Source organism: Pedobacter sp. G11 (genome assembly GCF_003860265.1).
Classification (GTDB): domain Bacteria; phylum Bacteroidota; class Bacteroidia; order Sphingobacteriales; family Sphingobacteriaceae; genus Pedobacter; species Pedobacter agri.
This window is the reverse complement of sequence record NZ_CP034190.1, coordinates 3,853,583-3,874,364: the sequence shown is the minus strand read 5'-3', so window position 1 is coordinate 3,874,364 and position 20,782 is coordinate 3,853,583. Positions and strand designations below refer to the sequence as shown.

At 38.5% G+C, this 20,782-nt stretch carries 13 protein-coding genes; 6 read left to right on the top strand and 7 right to left on the bottom strand.

Going from position 1 to position 20,782, the window contains the following annotated elements:
* Positions 1-52 precede the first annotated feature (52 nt).
* Complete coding sequence (locus EA772_RS16710) at positions 53-922, top strand: AraC family transcriptional regulator (RefSeq protein ID WP_124914205.1); 870 nt, start codon at positions 53-55, stop codon at positions 920-922.
* 146 nt (positions 923-1,068) lie between these two features.
* On the opposite strand, the gene EA772_RS16705 is transcribed toward EA772_RS16710, so the two are convergent.
* The 7 genes from EA772_RS16705 to EA772_RS16675 form a co-directional block, all read right to left on the bottom strand.
* Complete coding sequence (locus EA772_RS16705; RefSeq protein ID WP_124914204.1) at positions 1,069-2,001, bottom strand: dihydrodipicolinate synthase family protein; 933 nt, start codon at positions 1,999-2,001, stop codon at positions 1,069-1,071.
* A 49-nt stretch (positions 2,002-2,050) separates the two neighbouring features.
* Entirely contained in the window at positions 2,051-3,619 is a 1,569-nt protein-coding gene (locus EA772_RS16700) for a sodium:solute symporter (protein WP_246833974.1), read from the bottom strand.
* A 251-nt stretch (positions 3,620-3,870) separates the two neighbouring features.
* Positions 3,871-7,359 carry a malectin domain-containing carbohydrate-binding protein gene (locus EA772_RS16695; protein ID WP_124914203.1) on the bottom strand — a complete coding sequence of 1,163 codons (3,489 nt, stop codon included), beginning with the start codon at positions 7,357-7,359 and terminating at the stop codon, positions 3,871-3,873.
* A gap of 46 nt (positions 7,360-7,405) precedes the next feature.
* The gene (locus tag EA772_RS16690; protein WP_124914202.1) at positions 7,406-10,219 is read right to left on the bottom strand and encodes a glycoside hydrolase N-terminal domain-containing protein; all 2,814 of its coding nucleotides are present in this window, start codon (positions 10,217-10,219) and stop codon (positions 7,406-7,408) included.
* Positions 10,220-10,222: 3 nt separating this feature from the next.
* Positions 10,223-11,815: a glycoside hydrolase family 28 protein gene (locus tag EA772_RS16685; protein WP_124914201.1), complete on the bottom strand. Its 1,593-nt coding sequence runs from the start codon at positions 11,813-11,815 to the stop codon at positions 10,223-10,225.
* 15 nt (positions 11,816-11,830) lie between these two features.
* A complete protein-coding gene (locus EA772_RS16680; protein WP_124914200.1) occupies positions 11,831-13,384 on the bottom strand; it encodes a glycosyl hydrolase family 65 protein in 1,554 nt (517 codons plus the stop codon).
* Positions 13,384-16,128 (bottom strand): hypothetical protein, encoded by a 2,745-nt coding sequence (locus EA772_RS16675; RefSeq protein WP_124914199.1) that lies wholly within the window; start codon positions 16,126-16,128, stop codon positions 13,384-13,386. The genes EA772_RS16680 and EA772_RS16675 overlap by 1 nt, the downstream gene beginning before the upstream one ends.
* Before the next feature lie 332 nt (positions 16,129-16,460).
* On the opposite strand from EA772_RS16675, the gene EA772_RS16670 reads away from it, so the two are divergent.
* The 5 genes from EA772_RS16670 to EA772_RS16650 all read left to right on the top strand — a co-directional run bounded on the left by EA772_RS16670 (position 16,461) and on the right by EA772_RS16650 (position 20,597).
* Positions 16,461-17,225: an SDR family NAD(P)-dependent oxidoreductase gene (locus tag EA772_RS16670; RefSeq protein ID WP_116168383.1), complete on the top strand. Its 765-nt coding sequence runs from the start codon at positions 16,461-16,463 to the stop codon at positions 17,223-17,225.
* A gap of 25 nt (positions 17,226-17,250) precedes the next feature.
* Positions 17,251-18,105, top strand: coding sequence for a fumarylacetoacetate hydrolase family protein (locus tag EA772_RS16665; protein ID WP_124914198.1), 855 nt, complete (start codon positions 17,251-17,253; stop codon positions 18,103-18,105).
* A gap of 1 nt (position 18,106) precedes the next feature.
* On the top strand, positions 18,107-18,436 hold the full coding sequence (locus EA772_RS16660) for an L-rhamnose mutarotase (RefSeq protein WP_124914197.1): 330 nt from the start codon (positions 18,107-18,109) through the stop codon (positions 18,434-18,436).
* 9 nt (positions 18,437-18,445) lie between these two features.
* Positions 18,446-19,267 carry an amidohydrolase gene (locus tag EA772_RS16655; protein WP_124914196.1) on the top strand — a complete coding sequence of 274 codons (822 nt, stop codon included), beginning with the start codon at positions 18,446-18,448 and terminating at the stop codon, positions 19,265-19,267.
* Between the two features lie 160 nt (positions 19,268-19,427).
* On the top strand, positions 19,428-20,597 hold the full coding sequence (locus EA772_RS16650; RefSeq protein WP_124914195.1) for an alpha-hydroxy acid oxidase: 1,170 nt from the start codon (positions 19,428-19,430) through the stop codon (positions 20,595-20,597).
* The last annotated feature ends 185 nt before the right edge of the window (positions 20,598-20,782 follow it).

The window sequence follows — 20,782 nt, the reverse complement described above, 5'->3', positions numbered from 1 at the left end:
TGATTGCGCAATTATAAAAAAGAAGGTTGACCAAATATTTTATTCCTATTACATGAAACCTCACTTCCACAAAGTTCCTGTTACGCTGCAAAGCTCCTTTAGTATTCGTCATGACATTAATCCTGATTTCGGAAACATCTGGCACTATCATCCTGAACTGGAATTACATTATGTGATTAAAGGCGAGGGTGTGCGTTTTATCGGAGATAACATCAGCAATTTCGAGCCAGGTGAAATGATTCTTTTGGGCGAAAACTTGCCACACACCTGGCGTTGTAAGGACGAATACTTTCAAAATAATCGTGATTTAAATACTGAAGCAATGGTTATTCATTTCTTACCTGATTGTTTGGGAAAATATTTGTTAAACCTACCTGAAGCCTACCTGCTCCCTAAATTATTTGAAAAAGCGAAAAGTGGCATGGTGATTAATGGCGATACCAAAGATAAATTGGTGACGCTAATGCAATCGGCAATTCATGCCACAAATTTAGACCGTATTATCATTCTGCTATCTATATTGAAAACATTGGCAGAAACGGATGAATATGCCACTATCGTAACCAGCAAAAACACTTTTTACCAATCAAATGAATCAGAAACCTTAAGAATTAATAAAATTTGCAACTACACCTTGAGCAATTATAAAAAAGACATTACGCTTGAGGAAGTTGCCTCGCTCAGTAACCTAAGCATCACCTCGTTTTGCCGATATTTTAAGTTGATGACCAAGAAAACTTTCTACGATTTCTTAATTGAGATTAGGGTTAGCCATGCCTGCAGATTACTGATTGAAAATAAATTACCTACCGAGATGATTTGTTTTGATTGTGGATTTAATAATGTTTCCAACTTCTACAGGCACTTTAAGAAGGTTACAGACATGACGCCGCTAGACTATAAGCGTAAATATTTGAATTAGATGATTTGACGTGAAACACAAAATTAATGTTTTCTAAACAATCCAATAGGAAGTTACTTTGAGCGCTTTTTTACGGCGAGGCAAAAAGCAGTGCGCTATAGAGATTGCCTCGTACCTCGCAATGACGAGATTGATACATCTTTAAATCAGATGTAGACCTGAATATTCAGATCACTTCTCAAAACTGTATAGTCATCATACAATTTTTCGATGTCTTTGACGATGCCTGGAGTAAAGGCGCCCACATTCCGCCTGGTAAAGGTGGAAATATCCAATCCCCTTTTTTGTAAAAAGTACTTAGATACAATGGGATAAACATGATGCATTACATCCATATTGTCGATTATAAATTGCTGAACAATTGCCACTTCATGTTTCAGAAGTTCGTTATCGTGATGGTCGCAGAGCCAAACAATCAGTTCCGGAAAGTAATTCCCCTGAATGCAGGACAGACCTGAAGAACCCGCTTTTAGAGATTCTACCGCATGAGCCATGTATGCATCGTATAAACCAAAGGCATGCCCCTCAGTTAGGCTTAGTTTAGCTTTTATCTGGCCGAGATCCAAACAAGTATCTTTGTGATAAATTACTCTACCTGTAGCAACAAAATCAGCTAACTGTTGCGGTTTTAGCAAACGTTTATAAGGTACCGGGCACTCATAAAACCCTATTGGAATATCTGGTGTTTGATCAAGCAAATCGAAAACACGTTCATTAAATACATCATCTGTTTCATTTTCATTAGCCAACAAACTGGTAATCGCAATCACTGCTTCCACGCCCAAATCACTGATTTTCTTTACAAAATCGGCTTGTTTGGAGATCGCACCTCCAAAAGTTCCGGTGGCCACTACAGGAACAGCACCATCTGTAATTTTAATTACATGTTTAATAGCTTGAATACGTTCCACATCAGACAACTCAAACATTTCACTCGATAAGCAATTCGCAAATAAACCTGAAGCACCAGCCTGTAAATAAATTTCAGTTAACTGCGTTAGCGCCGGATAATCGATATTTCCATTGCTCAGAAAAGGCGTGAGCATAACCGGAATGAAGCCTTTTTGTCCGTTTTCCATCTGTTAGATAAATAAGTTTGTAACTATTGTTAATGGTATAGTGCTGTGTTTAATTTTGCTTTTTAAGCTTTGTCAAGAAAATCCCCACCAGAAATATGGTTAAAGTTCCAACTACAATGATCATGTTTTTATGCAGCGGATTACGAAAAGCTTCATATTCGGCTGGGAGAAGTGATGAAAATGTCATCCAAATAATGACAACAATACCGATAACGGTAGCCATAATTGCCTCGTGATTTTTGGTTTGCTTACTCACTATTCCAAGCAGAAATAGCCCGAGCATACCTGCTGCAAAAATCCCTGATAGTTCCCACCAAACATCCAGGATACTTTTTACGCCAATCATGGCAATTCCTGCAATCATGCCAAGTAAACCAAAGCCTACGGTTGCAATATGGAGCATGGATAGGTTTTGCTTTTCGGTAACGTTAGGTTTAAAATATCTTTTATAAATATCAACCGAAAATACTGTTGCTGAAGCGTTCATTCCTGAACTGATGGTACTCATAGCCGCAGATAAAATCGCAGAAACAATTAAACCAACTAATCCGGCAGGAATTTTCGTCACCATAAAATGAGGCATGATCTTATCACCGTAATCTGATGGAAGAAGTGAATTTTGCAATTTCAAAATCTCTTTAGCCGAAGCCCCTGGTGGAAGTCTCTCTATTGCAACCTGATGTTTGATCGATTGAACCAAATCGGGATTAACTTCGTAATAAGCGAACAAGCAAGATCCGATTATAAAAAAAAGTAACGAAGCTGGAATATATAACCAAACGCATAACCAGATTGATTTTGATGCCGCTTTGCCTGACGATGCCGTATGATATCGCTGGATATAATTTTGGTCCATACCAAAGTTGTTCAGGTTAATAAAAAAACCGTAGAGCAACACTACCCAAAATGAAGAACCTGCAAAATCAAATTTGAAACTTCCTAAACTAAACTTATCAGCTGTCTTTCCAATCTCTACAATTTTAGTTACACCGCCTGGCATATTACTAATGATCAAATAAAGGATGAGTAAAGCACCCAGTGTTTTTACAACTGCCTGTACAACTTCTGTCCATATTACAGCCTCAATTCCTCCTAAAACAGTGTAAAAGATAATGCATACGCCCATCACAATCATGATCATCTGCATAGAATATCCTGTTAGCGCTTGTAAGCTTAAGGCGATGCCAAAAAATATGGAACCCATCCTGGCGAGCTGGGTAAGCAAAAAGCAGATTACGGCATAAACCCGTGCCCAGGCGCCAAAGCGTTTTTCTAGATGGGTATAGGCTGATATTTCGCCTGTACTTCTATAGAAAGGAACAAAATATTTTGATGCTACCCAAGCCGCCAAGGGCATGGAAATACTAAATACAAAGGCATTCCAATTTCCACCGAAAGCTTTCCCGGGAACACCCAAAAAAGTATTGCTGCTTAAAAATGTTGCATAAATGGATAAACCTATTGCCCATCCGGGAATGAGGCCCGAAGCTTTTGTGAAAGCTTCAGAGTTTTTATTTTTTCTTGAAAAATAAACTCCAACTAATATCATCCCAACGAGGTAAATGAAGATAATCGCAAGATCGAAAATCGGAAGACCTTTCATTACTTGTTGGCTCATTATTAATTTGGTTAAAACAAATATGCATTTCTAAACATCGCCAATTGTATAAGATTTTGGCTTAATGTTGTATGTTCTTTTCTTGTTGTAGATTAGGATTGAAAGTTGCAGGTTAAAGATTGAAAGTTAAATGTTGAAAGTTAAAAGTTACAGGTTGCAAGTTTTAAGTTCAGCAATAAGAAAAACTTCATATTCAAAATCCTGTTTCCAGCGTTTATTAATATCTAAAACTCACAACTTCTAACCATAAACTATTGTACATCCAGCGCATCAACAGCTAAACCTTTGGCTTCTATTGCTGTTAAGCGTACTTTATAACTCCCTGCATTAATCATACTACCTGTACTCGTGTTCAGATAATTCCATTTTCCAGTCTTCGTTGGCGCAAACTCAGCCTGCTCAGTCCGCATTAACGTTCCATCGGCAGAAAAGAACTCTATTTTTGCCTTTAAAGGTTGAGCTATTGGGTTGTGATATTTTATCGTAAGTGAATAGGTATCGGCAACGCCCACACCAATTGACCATTCTAAAATACCACCTACATTTTCTTTAAAAATCACACGAGGTTTATCCATCAAATCCTGACGAACAATACTTTGCCCCATTAATTTAGCATCTGTAGCTTTATAACTCGTTACTGTTTTTAAATCGTAGGCTGGCTCGAGTTCGCTTGGTGAAGCAACCGCTAATGCAACTATTCTGCCATTCAAGACTACTTTTTCATTTGCCTTAAATCTTTTTCTATAAATATTAGTCTTTTCTCCTGCACTATTTTCAATCTGCATTTTAGTATCCTCCATTGATACTGGCTGTTGCCCGCCGGCAGAGAAACCGACAAAAACATCGGCTTCTGTATTAACACTAAAGGTTAATTGCTTTATATTTTTGTTAACCTGAATGTACTCTGCCCCGTATAGATTTGATGGCAATGCAGTAAATGTTTCTGGTGAATCTGTAAATTGTTTGTCACCAATATCCATCCAACTGTTCAATTTATAATCATTACTTGGTTGAATATTGACGATCGAATTGCTCTGATCTTGTGGCATTTTAATATGATCTAAACTGGCAATCGCAATGGCAGAAATTATGGCTTGCCCAACTTTAACCTGAGGAAATGAAACTACCAACTGTCCTGCTTTACTGTAAGCTTTTATGGTTTTTTTCAGGAGTTTGTTCGCCCCAACTTCCTTCCAAATATCTAAATCTTTTAAAACCGTTTTATCGTTGATAGCCACATCAAATATTCTCATTTTTTCAGCGTTCATACCTCCACCGATACCTAACCAAGGCTCGATGAAATATAATTCGACTAAGTATTCACCATCTTTTGGAACAGGAAAGCTAAACTTTAACTGATCTCTTCCATATCTGAAAGATTGAAAAAGTTTCCAATTAGCACTTCCACTAATGGGAGAAAATGTTCTCCGCTGACTGGCAAAGAAAGCCGGCACACCAGGAAATTCCGAGGTCCACGAAGTGGAACCATAGTGATTATTATTAGCAGATAATTGCTGATCAGCAAGCCACTGATTGCCTAAATGATCCTGGTAAGTCGGACCCCCACAATTTAATCTATACAAGTAATGATAATTTTTTTCTGCTGCTAAAACGTTTGTAGCTTCAATTAAACGTTCAAAATTTGGTGATTTAGGCAAACTATTTAGCACGATCTGATCTTTAGCAACCACTTTTCCATCAACATAACCTACTGCATAAAGCACATTGTATTTGATGTTTGGCTTGTTCCATTGAAAATGCGTTCCAATCACACCACGTTTTTGCTTCCCTAAAGATTGTCCGTCTACATCATTAAACAGTTCTACTTCATCACAATTTGAATAAACAACCACGCTATCTTTTATTCCGGGCTGGTTCCATCGGCTTGGCCAGGTATGCGATACAATGTAAACCATTGGCTCTGTTTTCTTCGGTGCATAATTGGCCCTGAACATATAGAAAACATCAGTTGGTTCTTCCCAGGGCGTAAACATCCCTTTATAATTCACCGGACCAACGCGATCCAGATCACGTAAACCCTCGCCACCTTGTACACGACCAGGATTATCATGCGAACTGTAAAGCCAGAAAAAATGTCCTGCTGTTTGATCCTTAACGGTTTCTGCCAAACGCACTTTAGTTTCCATCAAATCGGTCATTTTATTTTCCGTGTAACCTTTTCCATTTGCATCAGCCTCATGCAAATCAATTGTTCGCCATGCGCCATACTCTCCTACCAATACCTGCCTTTTTAAATCTTCACCATAAGTTAAAGGGTTGCCACCATAAGTCCCAGTCCAGTTTTGAGGCACATCCCAATCGGTGCCCTTACCTCCATTACAGGTGGTCACTTTTCTTTGTGATGACGCAGTCGGATCAAGCTTGCGAATGAGTTCCGTACATTCTTTAGCAAAATCTTCAGGCAATGTGCTTTCATTTTCCAAACCCCACAAAACTACCGCCGGACTATTCCTGCGTTCTTTTACCCAATCCGTGAGAAGTGATTTGAAATTTTTCCTGAACTCAGGTGTATCATACCAAATATGTGCGGCCATCTGTGTCCAGCATAAAATACCTTCTTTATCCCAATAGTCAGAATATAACAGATTATGCGGTTGATGAGCATCGCGAAAAGCATTAAAACCTGCGGATTTAATTTGCATCACCCTAGAATGAATTTGTTCATTGGTAAAGGCATGGCTTTGTCCAATAAGATGTTCATATTCAGCTATACCATTTATGAAAACTGGCTTTCCGTTTAACAGGAATACTTTTTGATTGGCCTGATCACCAATCGGCCAACTGATCCATCGGATACCATAAGGCGTTCTCAATACATCAACTACTTTTCCATTTTCTATGATGGAGGTTTTTAAAGTATAGAGATATGGATTTTCTAAAGACCACAATTTGGGATTTAAAATTTTATCTGTTTGCTGTGTAACATCTAAGGTTTTTCCTGCCGGAAGATTGATTTTTTTAGATAACGACTTCTCAGTATTTCCTTTAGCATCCAGTAACTGATTGAGCACCGTAAGGGATCTGCTATTCGCAGAATAATTTTTTAAGGTAGTTACAAAGTTTAAGACAGCTGATTTTTCGGAGATCTGCTTATCATTCCAAATGTGAATGCCAAATGGTTCGATACGTACATCATTGGTGATAACTAAATGCACCGGACGAAAAATGCCCATTGGCTGAGAGCCTTCAGAAAATCCACGTTCGGTTGAGCAACCACCATCTACCCAAGGCAAATCCTGAATATTTGCAGGATGATCTGCCCTTACTGCCAAAAGGTTATCCTCATTATTCAACTTAATTGTTGCGGTAACATCCAATGTAAATGTTGTTCTTCCGCCGGCATGATAACCGATTTGTTTTCCATTGAGCCAAACCGTTGCATATGAACCTACGCCTTCGAAATAAAGAAAAAATCGTTTACCTGATTTCGCTTCATTGCTTTTAAAAGTTTTTCGGTACCAGGCGTAACCATGTTTATTGCCATGAAGCTTACGTTGATAGCCTTCGTATTGATCCCAATTATGCGGCACATTTACCTTTTTCCAATTGGAAATTTTAAAGCCAGAAGATTGAAAACCATTATAAGCTGCGATGTTTTTTTCATCAGCAATGGTTTCCCAGTTTGCGTTAAGAGAAATATCTTTCCGAAGACTTTGCGCATAAGTATTCGATAGTAAACACAGAAAAAAGATGGTAAATAATGTCTTTTTGTTCTTCATAAAACAATCCTCTGCCGTTAATAATTTTTTGGCAATATTGAGTCGATTAAAATTTCAATGCTCCGTTCAATTTATAGCTTCCTCCAGCTTCTGTATTGAACTCAATTTCTTTATCAAGATATTTCATCTTGCATTTTTCTCCTCTAAGTGATTTAAGAAGAATTGACTTCAACTTTCCTCCACCCCAAATCAAATCTACTTCAAAACCACCTCTAGCCATTAATCCACTAACATTTCCATTCGGAATTTCGGTTGGTAATGCAGGCAAAATATCGATGTAACCCTGATGACTTTGTAAAATCAGCTCTGCAATTCCGGCAGCGCCCCCGAAATTTCCATCGATTTGAAATGGAGGGTGGGCATCAAATAAATTAACGTAAGAACCAGCACCACCATTCGCAGGCTTCATTAGCATTTTAATTAACTTCATGGCGTGATCGCCATCTTTAAATCTGGCCCAAAAATTAATTTTCCAAGCCAGGCTCCAGCCAGTAGCTTCATCGCCACGATAAAGCAACGATTGTTTCGCAGCATCCATCATCTTTGGATCACTCTTCCAGGTAATATCATCGCCAGGATAAACGCCCCACAAATGTGAAACATGGCGGTGCTTATTTGTAGTATCATCTTTATCTTCCAGCCACTCTTGCAATTGCCCATATCTACCAATCTGATTAGGAGCAATTTGCTTCATCTTAGCTTGCAAAATCGTACGAAAATCAGCATCAACGTTTAAAATTTCCGTGGCAGCAATGCAATTCTTAAATAATGATCGTATGATTTGATGGTCCATCGTTGGTCCGGCAACCAATCCCCCATTTTCAGGAGAATTTGAGGGTGTACTGATTAGCCAACCAGTTTTTGGATCTTTTATCAAAAAGGCATCGAAAAACAGCGCAGCCTGTTTCATCAAAGGATAAGCTTCATTTCTTAAAAAAGTCTGGTCGCCAGTAAAGGCATAATGCTCCCACAAGTGCTGACTGAGCCAGGCCGCACCGGTAACCCAGATGCCGTGGTTGGAAGCGTTAATTGGCGCTGTCCCATTCCATAAATCGGTATTGTGGTGCAATACCCAGCCAGGAGTATTATAATATTCTTTTGCCGTTTCGGTTCCAGTTTTTGCTAATCCTGTAATTTTATTGAATAATGGCTCGTTTAAAGCCGACAGATTTAAAACTTCTGCAGGCCAATAATTCATTTCCATGTTGATATTGGTTGTGTATTTACTACCCCACGGTGGAGTTAATAAATCATTCCAAATACCTTGAAGATTGGCCGGTTGTGTACCCGGCCGCGAACTTGAAATAAGTAGGTAACGGCCATACTGCATGTATAAGGCTGCAAATCCGGGATCATTTGAAGTTGCAAACTTATTCAATCGCTCATTTGTAGGAAGATTTTCGTTACCTGATTGGCCAAAATCTACATGGAATTTATTGTAATAACTTTGGTATTCCTTAATGTGTTTAGTTTTAATTTCAGCATACGTTTTACCAGTAACGGTATTCAAAGCGTTTATATTGGCAGCAGCCGGATCTCCGGATACATCCTGGGCATTGATAAAATTGGTTCCGGCAGTGAGATAAAGCGTTACTTCATCAGCTTTGCTGATACTAATTTTATTGTTAAGCACCTTTACGGCACCATTTTTTATTATAGCGGTTAAGCGGCTTTCGCCCTTTAATGCACCATCTTTTACCTGTACGGAAAGTGAAATAGTGTTTTTCCCCAATGCCTTTATAACTGATTGCTGATGCAGACTTGACAAGGCTGCAGTTAAACTGATTGATGCTTTTTTATCGGCACTGTGATGAATCACGATCGCCTGATTGGGCTGGCTGGCAAAATACTCCCGGGTATAATTTACGCCAGCAATCGTATAGTTGGTACGGGCAATGGCGGTGGTTAGATCTAAGGAGCGTTTGTATTTAGTAATCAAACCCTTGTGCTGAAATGCAAGGTTTAAATCGCCAAATGGCTGATAACTGGCCTGATATTGTGCGACCGCTGGAGGACTTTGATTTTGGATTTTATATTTCCATGATTTGACAAGCGATACTCCCTGCTCCACTTTTGAACCAACGGTATAGATTCCGATTTTTTTGGTGGTATCTTTATAACCGCCAATTCCACCACGATCGTAATAATTTAGCACCTGAATGGCAATTACATTCTTCCCAGGTTTAACTAATTTGGCTGGAATGGTATATTTTCTAGCTTCTGTACCATCCGTGTTGCCAACCAACTGCCCGTTAACATAAGTAAAATCCTGATCAAAAATTTTGTTTAAATCAAGCACTAAATCTTTGCCAGTCCAGTTCTGAGGCGCATCAAAAGTGGTTCTAAACCAAACTGCACCATCAATATTCTCTAAGCCAACTGTTTCCCAACCTTCGTAAGATGGAACGGCAATTGTTTTCCAAAGTTTGTCGTCAAAATCAGTTGAGGCAGGATTTCCAGAAATTCCTGTTCCTGCTTTCATTTCCGCAATCCAGGCTTCCCGATTCCCAGGTTCACTTTGTAAACCCATAAATTCTTTTTGTGCCAGTACTTCTGCTTCCTTCTGTTTTCCCTCAAAAAGTAATTTTCTAATTTCCGGAAGATATTTATAGGCACCTTTGCGATTGTAATTTCGAGGTTTCCCTGTCCAAAGTGTTTCTTCGTTAAACTGAATATGATCGTTTTCTACACCAGCAAAAACCATTGCGCCTAACCTGCCGTTACCAATCGGTAAAGCGTCTGTCCACTTTTCGGCAGGTTGATTATACCATAATTGCTGATTGCTATTTTGAGCCCTAAGAGATAATGCAAGCGTAGATATGGTAACAGCAACAATAAAAAACTTCCAATTAAACCTCATCAATTACTGCCCTTTATCTCCAGAAACATAATCGATAGATTCAAAAACATCTTTCTCTTTCTTCACACCCACTCTCGCGTTTCTGAAGTTATTATTGCCTAAAGAAATATTTTTTGTTCCCGCACCGCTCAATCTTAAATAATTTGCTGTACCCGAAATCGGGAATGAATTATACAGAAACAAATCACTTACATTTTTTAAATCGATAACTGCAGCATTATTGTGCGGTGTATAGGTTTTTAGTCCATCAACCACCAAATTGTTTACTCTTGACGCTTTAAGAGATGGACCTAATTCAGTGTTTACCTGAACATTATGAAATTCTATTCTGTTCGAAAAACTGATATCAAAACCGGTTTTAGCCTCCATATTAATATCATTGAATGTGATATTTTCAATTGGCATTTCCTCCAGACCATTTAAATAAGCAGCTTGGTTAACTTGCCCGGTGATGTTACTGAAATGGATATTTCTGAATTTGGGTGTACGATCTGAAACTGGCTGAACATTGGTTTTGGCATACTGCATATCCAAAACAATGGCCTGCTGTTTAATATCTTTCATGATGATATTGCTCACGCGAATTTCTTCTACAATACCACCTCTGCCTCTTGCTGTTTTAATCCTGATTCCGCGATCAGTTCCATCAAATACGCAATTTGAAATCGTAATTTTACGAACATCGCCAGACATTTCGCTGCCAATAACTACTCCACCGTGGCCTGATAACATTGTACAATTAGTAATCACGTAGTTTTCTGCTGGTATAGCCATCCTTCTGCCGGGCTCGTCTTTTCCTGATTTAATGGTGATGCAATCATCTCCTACGCTAATGTGGCAATCAGAAATGTGAACGTTTTTACAAGACTCCGGATTAATCCCGTCCGTATTTGGGGAATGAGGATTGTTAATGGTCACGGCATGAATTTTAACATTTTCACTAAATTCCGGATTAACCGTCCAAAAAGGAGAATTCCTGATGGTGATTCCATCAATTAAAACATTTTTGCAAAACATGGTTTGAATAAAAGGTGGACGAAGAAAACCACGTTTCATCTGCTTCGGATCATCAGGCAGAACAATGTCTTTATTCAGCTTATCAAACTCATACTGCCATTTGGAGCGGGCCTGACCTTCTTTATAGCCTTCAACAAAATCCCACCATTTTTTACCATGCCCATCTATAAGTCCACGACCGATAATCGAAATATTCTCAGCTTTGTAAGCGTAAAAAAAGGGTGAAAAACTTTTCACATCAACTCCCTCATACCTGCTTTCAACCATTGGCAAATAATCATCAAAGTTATCGCTAAAATGCAATTCAGCTCCAGCGTCGATGAAAATGGTTATGTTACTTTTTAAATGAATGGCTCCCGTTAGATATTTACCTGCGGGAAAATACACGGTTCCGCCCCCCGCCTTTGAAGCTGCATCTATTGCTTTTTTAATGGCTACGGTAGCTAATTTACTGCTATCATTTTTTGCGCCGTATTTGGTAACATTGTAATATGACTGTGCCTGAGCTGAAGTAAAAATTACAACCAAAACAATTAAGGTTGACCAGAATTTCACAGCACTTACTAGATTTTTAAACATGGTAATTTCTTTTTACTAACTGATTGGAACTTTTACAGGTTTTAATCCACTGGAACGATAGATTTGCTTGCCATCCAAGAAAATCATAAAACCTTTTCCTTTATTATATTTTTTCCCGTTTTTATCCCAAATTAAGGTAACTATTTTATCGTGATAAGTCAAATTATCCAAAGCAAACCAGTCCCATTGGTTTTTCGGAATTAGAGGATAGATTTCCAGAATATTGTCTTCACGTGGCTTCAGGCCAATTAAATCATTTATAATTAAATCATTAAATGTAGAGTGATTATAAAAACTACTTCGCGGATTATCGCCTTTTAACCATTCTCCTGTTTTTTCGTCCTGATATTCACCGATGTAAGGTTTGCCATTTTTAACATGAGATGCGGCATACTGATGCAATTTTTTATAGAAAACCTTCGCATTCATCTTGCCATGATTTTTGTAATTTGTTAGCAAATTTGCTAGCCCTTTTAAGGTTTGTGAACTGGCGAAAGGCCAAAGTGCGCCATCCCATTCGCAGCTGTGTCCGGTGCCACGGGTTCTGAAAGTTGGTTCTCTCCGCTCTGCGGTAGTTAAACCCCATGGCGCTTTGAAGCCCGCTGTATCAAGCAATTGATTCCAGGCTTTCGCATATTCAGCTCTATCATCTGGTAAATTAAAATCCCAGGGGGTAAAACCGATTGCTTCACGCACATTGGATGAACCGCCTTTTGCTTTTCTGGTTTCAAAAAAAACTTCAGAGGAATTCCAAAGGCTATCCTGAACGAGTTTTTTAACAGATGCAGCTTTTGCCTGGTATTTAAAAACCAAAGCCTGATCGTTAAACATCTGGCCAATTTTCGTTAAAGCGATGGCGTTCCCATACATGTAACTGTTAATCGTTGGCCTTTGATTCTGGTCTCTTCTCGAACCACTCACCGATTCTTCCATCCCATCTTTTACATCGTGCTGCCAGAATAAACCATTTTTAAGCTGTCTTTCTGTTTCCCATTTTTCGTAATCTTTATCTAACGCAGGGAGAATTTCTTTTAAAAAGCCCTGATCAGGTTTGACCAGATAATTTTGATAAACGGCATCATCCACCCAGCTGCTAAACTGATGAAAACGCTGTTTCGACTGACCAACATCGGCTTTATACAGCCAGAATTTAATGTAATCTTTCAGGTAGCTATTATCTTTTAGCCAGCGGCCTTCGTAGATGTGATGCCCTAAAGCACAGCTGATGGAATTATATTTACCAGCATGTTTTACCGGCTCAATAAATTCTGTGAAAATGAATCCTTCAGGACATTTGACTAAATGTTTACGGAAAGTCCACCAACGGTAATAATAGTTTTGTTCCAATACCGAATCGGGGCATTCGAAAACAGGTGCCTGATCGGCCAGCCAGTTAAACGCCTCAGCATTTGGAATATAATTCTTTACAGCTTCATCATCAATAGAATTGAAATAAGTAACATATTTATTTAGTTTCTCATTACCAATGATTGATTTCTGCTGTGCAAAGCCGGTTAATGCCACAACCGACAATGAAACCGTTGCTATTAAATTTCTTGTATTTCTCATTATTCGAATAACCAATCTATATCTTTACCTCTACCATCTAAACCAGCATTGAAGATACGCAGTTCCTGTTTATCATCAATAAATCCTAACACCAAACATTCTCCCTTGCCTAAATTTAAAGTATGTGTTCCGGCATTGAAAGAATACGCATGGATATTTGCTGGTGGAAATCCGTTTAATACTAAAGCATTTGAAATTTTAATTTCGGATTGTCCATAATTATTGGCGCTTGCATCAGTTTCCAATTGAGGTGGTGCCAAATATTTCGCATTTTTTTGAGTAAAAAATCCTACCAATAATTTAACAGGAACTTTTGTAGAAAACTTAATTTCTGTGCCAACTTTAACCTGTTTCTCTTTTGAGATTTTAATTCCTTTTAAACCCACCAGCTGCTCGGCAACTTCTTTAATTTGAACACTGGTATCAGCAAAAACTTCAACATTTTTGTTAATGAGATAAGTTCCGGTTTCGTTTAAGATCTTAACATCTGCTGGTTGATAAGGAATAATTTTCGCTGCAGTAGCGCCATTTAAAGATTTCAATGAATCAATGCTTTTTTTGAAATGATTTAGCTCTTTGGTGAAAACCGGCAACATTTCTTTCCAGTGAATAAAAGTTTTATCCACACCCCTCATCGGGATTTTTCGCTGCTTAGTCTGCATGCTGTTGGCATATAAATAATTATCTTCTGTTAGCTTAACCAGCTTCGCATAATGATCTACACTTTTTTGTAGAAATGGCAAAGCTTGTTCTAAATCTGCCACTTGGTTAGAATATTTGAAACGTAATATCCAAAGCGCTGATTTTACTTTTTCAGCATAGAAGTTAGCCATTTCATCATAGCAATACATGTCGTTTTTCAGGCGGTTAAACTCTTCAACATCTTTGGTGGCTTTTACCTTTTCAATAGATGCTAAAGCTTTTTTACCATGTTCTACAACTTCTTTTGCTACCTGAACCGGGGTTTCGCCAATGTGCCCCTGCTTTTTCCATTCCTTCTCTGCATACTCAATAATCATTTCACCTTCAGGCGCTTCCGATTCGTACATTAAAGTAAATAAACCGTAACGGAAAGGATTGATCAACTGGGTCATCAACATGCCCAGGGTAAGCGTTTGACGGTTACCATCCGTAATTCCATACCTCCGTAAAAGCTTTGGCGAAATTTCTCCTGATTCTTCGTATGCATTCAGAATCGATTTTCCATCCGCAAGGCTTGAACCATATTTATCTGCAAGTTGCTTACCCCAATAGTTAATTTCTAGAGGGCGCTCTCTTTCCGATTTCCAGGCGTAACGGGCCCATTCTTTGTACCAAATCCAATCGCGATCTACCTCTAAGATTCTTCCTTTCACATCATCGGCAGCATAAGGCCAATCCCAATAACTATGTTGCGGATACAAATGCAAACCTTTGGCGTTGTAAATTTTATTCATCGCTTGCACTGATTTTTGTATAAAATCAGCAGAGCCATATCTGAAAGGCTCCAGATTAGCCAAAATATGAACGTTAGAAATATTTACGGTGCCAATAGCGGCAAGTTTTCTGTTCAGATCTGCCCAGGCGCCACGTGGTCCGTAAGTAGTTAGTGCCTCTCCGTTAAATTTATTTTCGGTATAAAGATTTTTATAAAACGGCAAAGCGGCTTTCATTACGGCAGGTGCATCGGTATCATGAGCACGTAAAACGATTGGTGGCTCCTCTTTAATTCCAGCAACCTTTAATCCATCCTTTACACCAGGAATAATGGTTTTGGTGAACCAGTCAATATCGTCCTGACCAACACCTTCCATCGCCTCACCTAAAGCAACCATTAAACCTACGTTTGGATATTTTGCCACAAAAGCAGCGATTGATTTCTGTGTATAATCCGCAATTAAAGGAATAATCGGGCGATTACGATCCTGTGTTTTCAATCCATGTTTATCCGCAAATGGTTTTGGTATGATGATGTTGTAAAACATTTGAATTACCCAGATGCCCCGTTTATCAGCCTCTTGAGTTAGGAAACGAAAAATTTCTTCATTTTTTTTCAAGGTTGCATCATCAACCTCCACAGCATAAGGATATTCTTTAAGCCTAAGTAAAGAAGAAAACGGATGCCCGTTCCATAGATAAAGTGAATTATAACGGTTATCCACCATCATATCCAAATACTTTATCCACAGCTTTTTATCGTATAACCAAGGGAAAGACTCCTCGGTATATGGGTATTCATAAACATCATGACCGGGAAGGTAATCGGGCTTTTGCAAGCCAATACAAGTACCCCTCAATACCATTTCAGGATGATCGGTTACTACTAGTTTAGCTGGCAGACTTTTACTTTCAGCAATTCTGTCGATTAAATCAAGGCAGCCGTATAAAGTACCAGAATGGTCGGCACCTACTAAATAAAAGTTACCATTAACATCAGTTGATATGGAAAATCCCTCTTTCCCTGCGGTTAGCGCCTTCTTTTTAATATCCTGGGGAATTTGTGCTGAGAACACTTTATCATCAGCCGCAGCGACCACAATACTGTTTTTAGATTGAGGCAGCTTTTGCTTATAATCTACTACAGTTAGCTTGACGGTATATCCATTTTTTTGAAGTTCCTCCATTAAGCGCTTTGCGCCAAATAACACTCGTTGTCCGCTTTGCGATGAAACATAAATGGTTTTGGATGGTGCTAAAGATTCTGCCGATTGTACAATGGTTTGATTAATAAAAAACAGGAAAATAAAAATCAGAAAATTTCTCATTCAATTTGGTGATTGTAGAAACCTTGTTAAATATGGTTTCTGATGATATTTGGTTAAATTGTTTATTTAAATATAAATAAATTATTCAAATATAAGTAATATAGCGTTTTGATTTTGTAATATTTCTGCAAGGTAAACCCTGAAAGAAGCCAATCAGTTAGGTTATGATAAGATAAAGCAATGTTTAGACAATAATCGAAAGTTTTTAATCAAGATTATCTGCTTAATTTGTATGTTGATAATTTAAATGCATCTAAGCAAGACATAGATGATGTTTTAAAATCATCAATCTTTTAACCAAATGATCAATAATTTCAACCGAATAAAAATATATGTTTTCATTACAAAATAAACGAGCTGTTGTTACCGGAGGCGGTAGCGGAATTGGCAAAGCTATAGCAACAATTTTAGCCCGGCAAGGTGCCGAAGTTCATATTATTGAACTAGGAAAAGAACAAGCCGAAACGGCTTTAGCTGAAATTGAAAACACTGGCGGAAAGGCCTTTAGTTATGCATGTGATGTTTCTGATCATGAAGCAGTTAAAGATGTATTCAATCAGATTGGGCAAATTAATATTTTGGTTAACAATGCCGGCATTGCGCACATCGGTAAAGCAGATACAACGGAAGAATCTGATTTTGATCGCGTGATGCGTGTCAATGTTAAAGGTGTTTACAATTGTTTATATGCTGCCATTCCAAAGCTTAAAATGGCCGGTGGAGGTGTCATCATCAATATGGCTTCCATTGCAGCTTTAATTGGTTTGCCCGATCGTTTTGCATACAGTACGGCTAAAGGCGCTGTGAAAGCCATGACCATGAGTGTTGCAAAAGACTATATTGGCGAAAACATCAGGTGTAATTCTATTTCGCCGGCTCGTGTGCATACGCCTTTTGTAGATGGATTTTTGCAAAAAAATTATCCTGATAACATCGATGAAATGTTCGAAAAATTATCGAAAACGCAACCTATCGGCAGGATGGCCAAACCTGAAGAGGTTGGCGCACTGGCGTTGTACCTTTGCAGTGATGAAGCATCTTTTATTACGGGATGCGATTATCCTATTGATGGCGGTTTTACTACTTTAAACAACTAATACAACTTTATAAATACATATAAAAATGAAATTAATACGATTTGGCGAACCAGGAGCTGAAAAACCAGGAATTATTGTAGATGGAAAATATTTCGATGTTTCATCATTAGTAACAGATTACAATGAAGCCTTTTTCGGTGGTGATGGTTTGGAAAAACTAAAAAAAGATATTGACTCCGCTGACTTACCAGAGGTTGATCAAAATGTTCGTTTAGGTGCTGCACTAGCTCGTCCTTCAAAAATTATTTGCGTAGGATTAAATTATAAAGATCACGCTGCAGAAACCAATGCACCAATTCCTGCTGAACCAATTTTGTTTTTCAAGGCTACATCGGCTATTGTTGGTCCGAATGATTATTTAATTATCCCAAAAAACAGCAAAAAAACGGATTGGGAAGTAGAATTAGCCATTGTAATCGGTAAAAAAGCAAGTTACGTTTCTGAAGAAAATGCTTTGAATCATATTGCTGGTTATGTTTTGCATAACGATTACAGCGAGCGTGAGTTTCAACTGGAAAGAAACGGCCAATGGGTTAAAGGAAAAAGCTGCGACACATTTGCCCCTATCGGACCATTTATCGCCACACAAGATGAAATTTCTGATGTACACAACCTTCGCCTTTGGTTAACCGTTAACGGTAAAACTTTACAAGATGGAAACACCTCGAACTTAATATTCAACGTTCCTTTCATGATTTCTTACATCAGCCAGTTTATGACTTTATTACCTGGTGATGTAATTACCACCGGAACCCCAGCTGGTGTAGGTTTAGGACAAAAACCAGAACCATGGTACCTAAAAGCCGGCGATGTAGTTGAATTAGGTATCGATGGGTTAGGAAGCAGTAAACAAGTTGTGAAAGCTTACAGCGAAAATTAATATGAAAAGATACTGCTTTACGCTCGATTTGATCGAAGATGACGAACTTATTGCTGCATATAAGCAGTATCACGAAGCCATTTGGCCTGAAATTGTAGAAAGTATCAAATCTTCTGGGATAAGTGACATGGAAATTTACCTTTCTGGAACCAGATTGTTTATGATCATGGAGACAAATGATACCTTCTCATTTGAGAATAAGGCAAAAGCCGATCTTGAAAATCCAAAAGTTCAGGAATGGGAAACATTGATGTGGAACTACCAAAAAGCTTTACCCAACGCCAAACCTGGAGAAAAATGGCGTTTAATGGATCAAATTTTTAAACTATAAACTATTTTTATGATTGATGCTCACGTACATTTCTGGAATTTTGATCCGGTTAGAGATAGCTGGATTACCGATGAAATGAATGCCATACAAAAAGATTTCTCTCCAAAAAATCTGATTCGAACCTACAATGATCTTCAAATCTCAGGATGTGTGGCAGTTCAGGCCAATCAATCAGAAGAAGAAAACGAATTTCTACTCACGCTAGCGGAGCAGAATGAAATGATTAAGGGAATTGTTGGCTGGATAGATCTCAAAAATCCAAACTTACAGGGAAGATTAAACTACTGGAACAATTTCAAAAAAATTAAAGGTTTTCGCCACGTACTCCAGGCTGAAACAGCTGAATTTATTCTGGATCAAGATTTTATTGCCGGCGTAAAACAACTAAAAGATGTCGGTTACACTTACGATTTACTTTGCTACCACAACCAGTTAGACAGCATCATTAAGATGGTTGACCAGATCACTGATCAACCTTTGGTTTTGGATCATTGTGGTAAACCTGATGTAAAATCACAAGACTTAAAAAGCTGGACGGCGAATATTAAAATCCTTGCTCAAAATCCAAATGTGCTTTGCAAGGTTTCTGGATTATTGGCCGAAGCGGACTGGAAAAACTGGAAAGAGATTGAAATTTTTAACTGTTTTGATGTCATATTCGAAAACTTTGGTTGCGAACGGATCATGTACGGAAGCGATTGGCCGGTGATGTTAATCAGTCGCCCCTATCAAGATTGGTTTAATCTTGTTTGGAAATACGCAGAAAGGTTTAGTGAAACTGAAAGAAAATTAATTTTCGGCGATAATGCCAAGACTTTTTATAAACTGTAATAACCATTCTGTAGCGAGTTCAAGCTCATTGCTGACGATCGAGTAATTGGCTACCTTATCTTAAGATCAAAACATAGCAGATAGAACAGGACGGATAATCTAAATTTAAATGTTAGTTTTCGCTTCCAAAATAAAGATCTGACCAATATAATATTTACATATGAGTAAAAAGATTGCATTCCCATACCATCCACAATACCCATCCGTAGCCGACTTAAGAAAAAAAGCGAAATCAAGAATTCCGAAATTTGCGTTTGACTATTTAGAGGGTGGTTGTAATGAGGGACTTAATTTAGCCCGAAATGAAAACGATTTCGACAATATCTACCTTAAACCAAACTACTTACGTGTTGGTGGAGATATCGACATGTCTGTTGAATTATTTGGCCGTCGTTACAGCGCACCATTTGGCATATCGCCAATCGGTTTGCAAGGTTTGATGTGGCCAAATGCTCCTGAAATTTTAGCAAGAGCTGCCGCTAAAGCAGATATTCCTTATACATTAAGTACCGTATCTACCAGCAGTATCGAACGCATTGCCGAGGTATCTGATGGAAAAGCCTGGTTTCAGTTATACCATCCAACAGAAAATAGTTTACGAGATGATATTTTAAATCGCTTGAAAGCTGTCGAATGTCCGGTATTAGTTGTCCTGGTAGATGTACCTGCATTCGGTTTACGTTACAAAGAAATTAAAAGCGGATTGTCGATTCCACCTAAAATGTCAATCAATAATATTTTGCAGGCTTTTGCACGTCCCTTGTGGGGAATTAAAACCTTGCAACACGGCATTCCATCGTTCGCTACATTAAAACCTTACATGGAAAAAGGAATGGATATGTCGCAATTGGGACAGTTCATGAACAAAACTTTCACTGGAAAGGTTGATATTGAAAAGGTTTCAGCCATTCGAGATCTGTGGAAAGGGCCTTTGGTATTAAAAGGAATCGCAACTGATGAAGATATGCAGGCGGCCATTCAAATTGGTGCTGATGGCGTAATTGTTTCCAATCATGGTGGCAGACAAATTGATGCAGGCGAATCCTCCATTAATTCACTCATTAAGTTGGCTAACAATCCGTTATACAAATCGAAATTGAAGATTATGTTGGATGGTGGTATTCGTTCGGGTGTTGATTTGGCAAGAGCACACGCTGTTGGCTCTGAGTTCAACTTTATGGGCCGACCTTTTATGTATGGCGTTGGCGCTTTAGGCAACGAAGGAGGAGATCATACCATTAACATGTTTAAAACTCATTTATACCAGATCATGCAGCAATTAACCATTGAGAAGGTAACGCAATTCCCTGATCGTTTGTTGGAGCCATAGAACCCCTAAATCCCCTAAAGGGGACTTTCCATGGAGCAGATAGCATCTGCAACAAAATGAGATTGCTTCAATCGATGAAAAATTGATTTCGCAGAGCCGAAAATTCCAAAGAACCCCTAAATCCCCTAAAGGGGACTTTGCAAAGCGCAGATAGCATTTTCAACAGAATGGAGATTGCTTAAAGC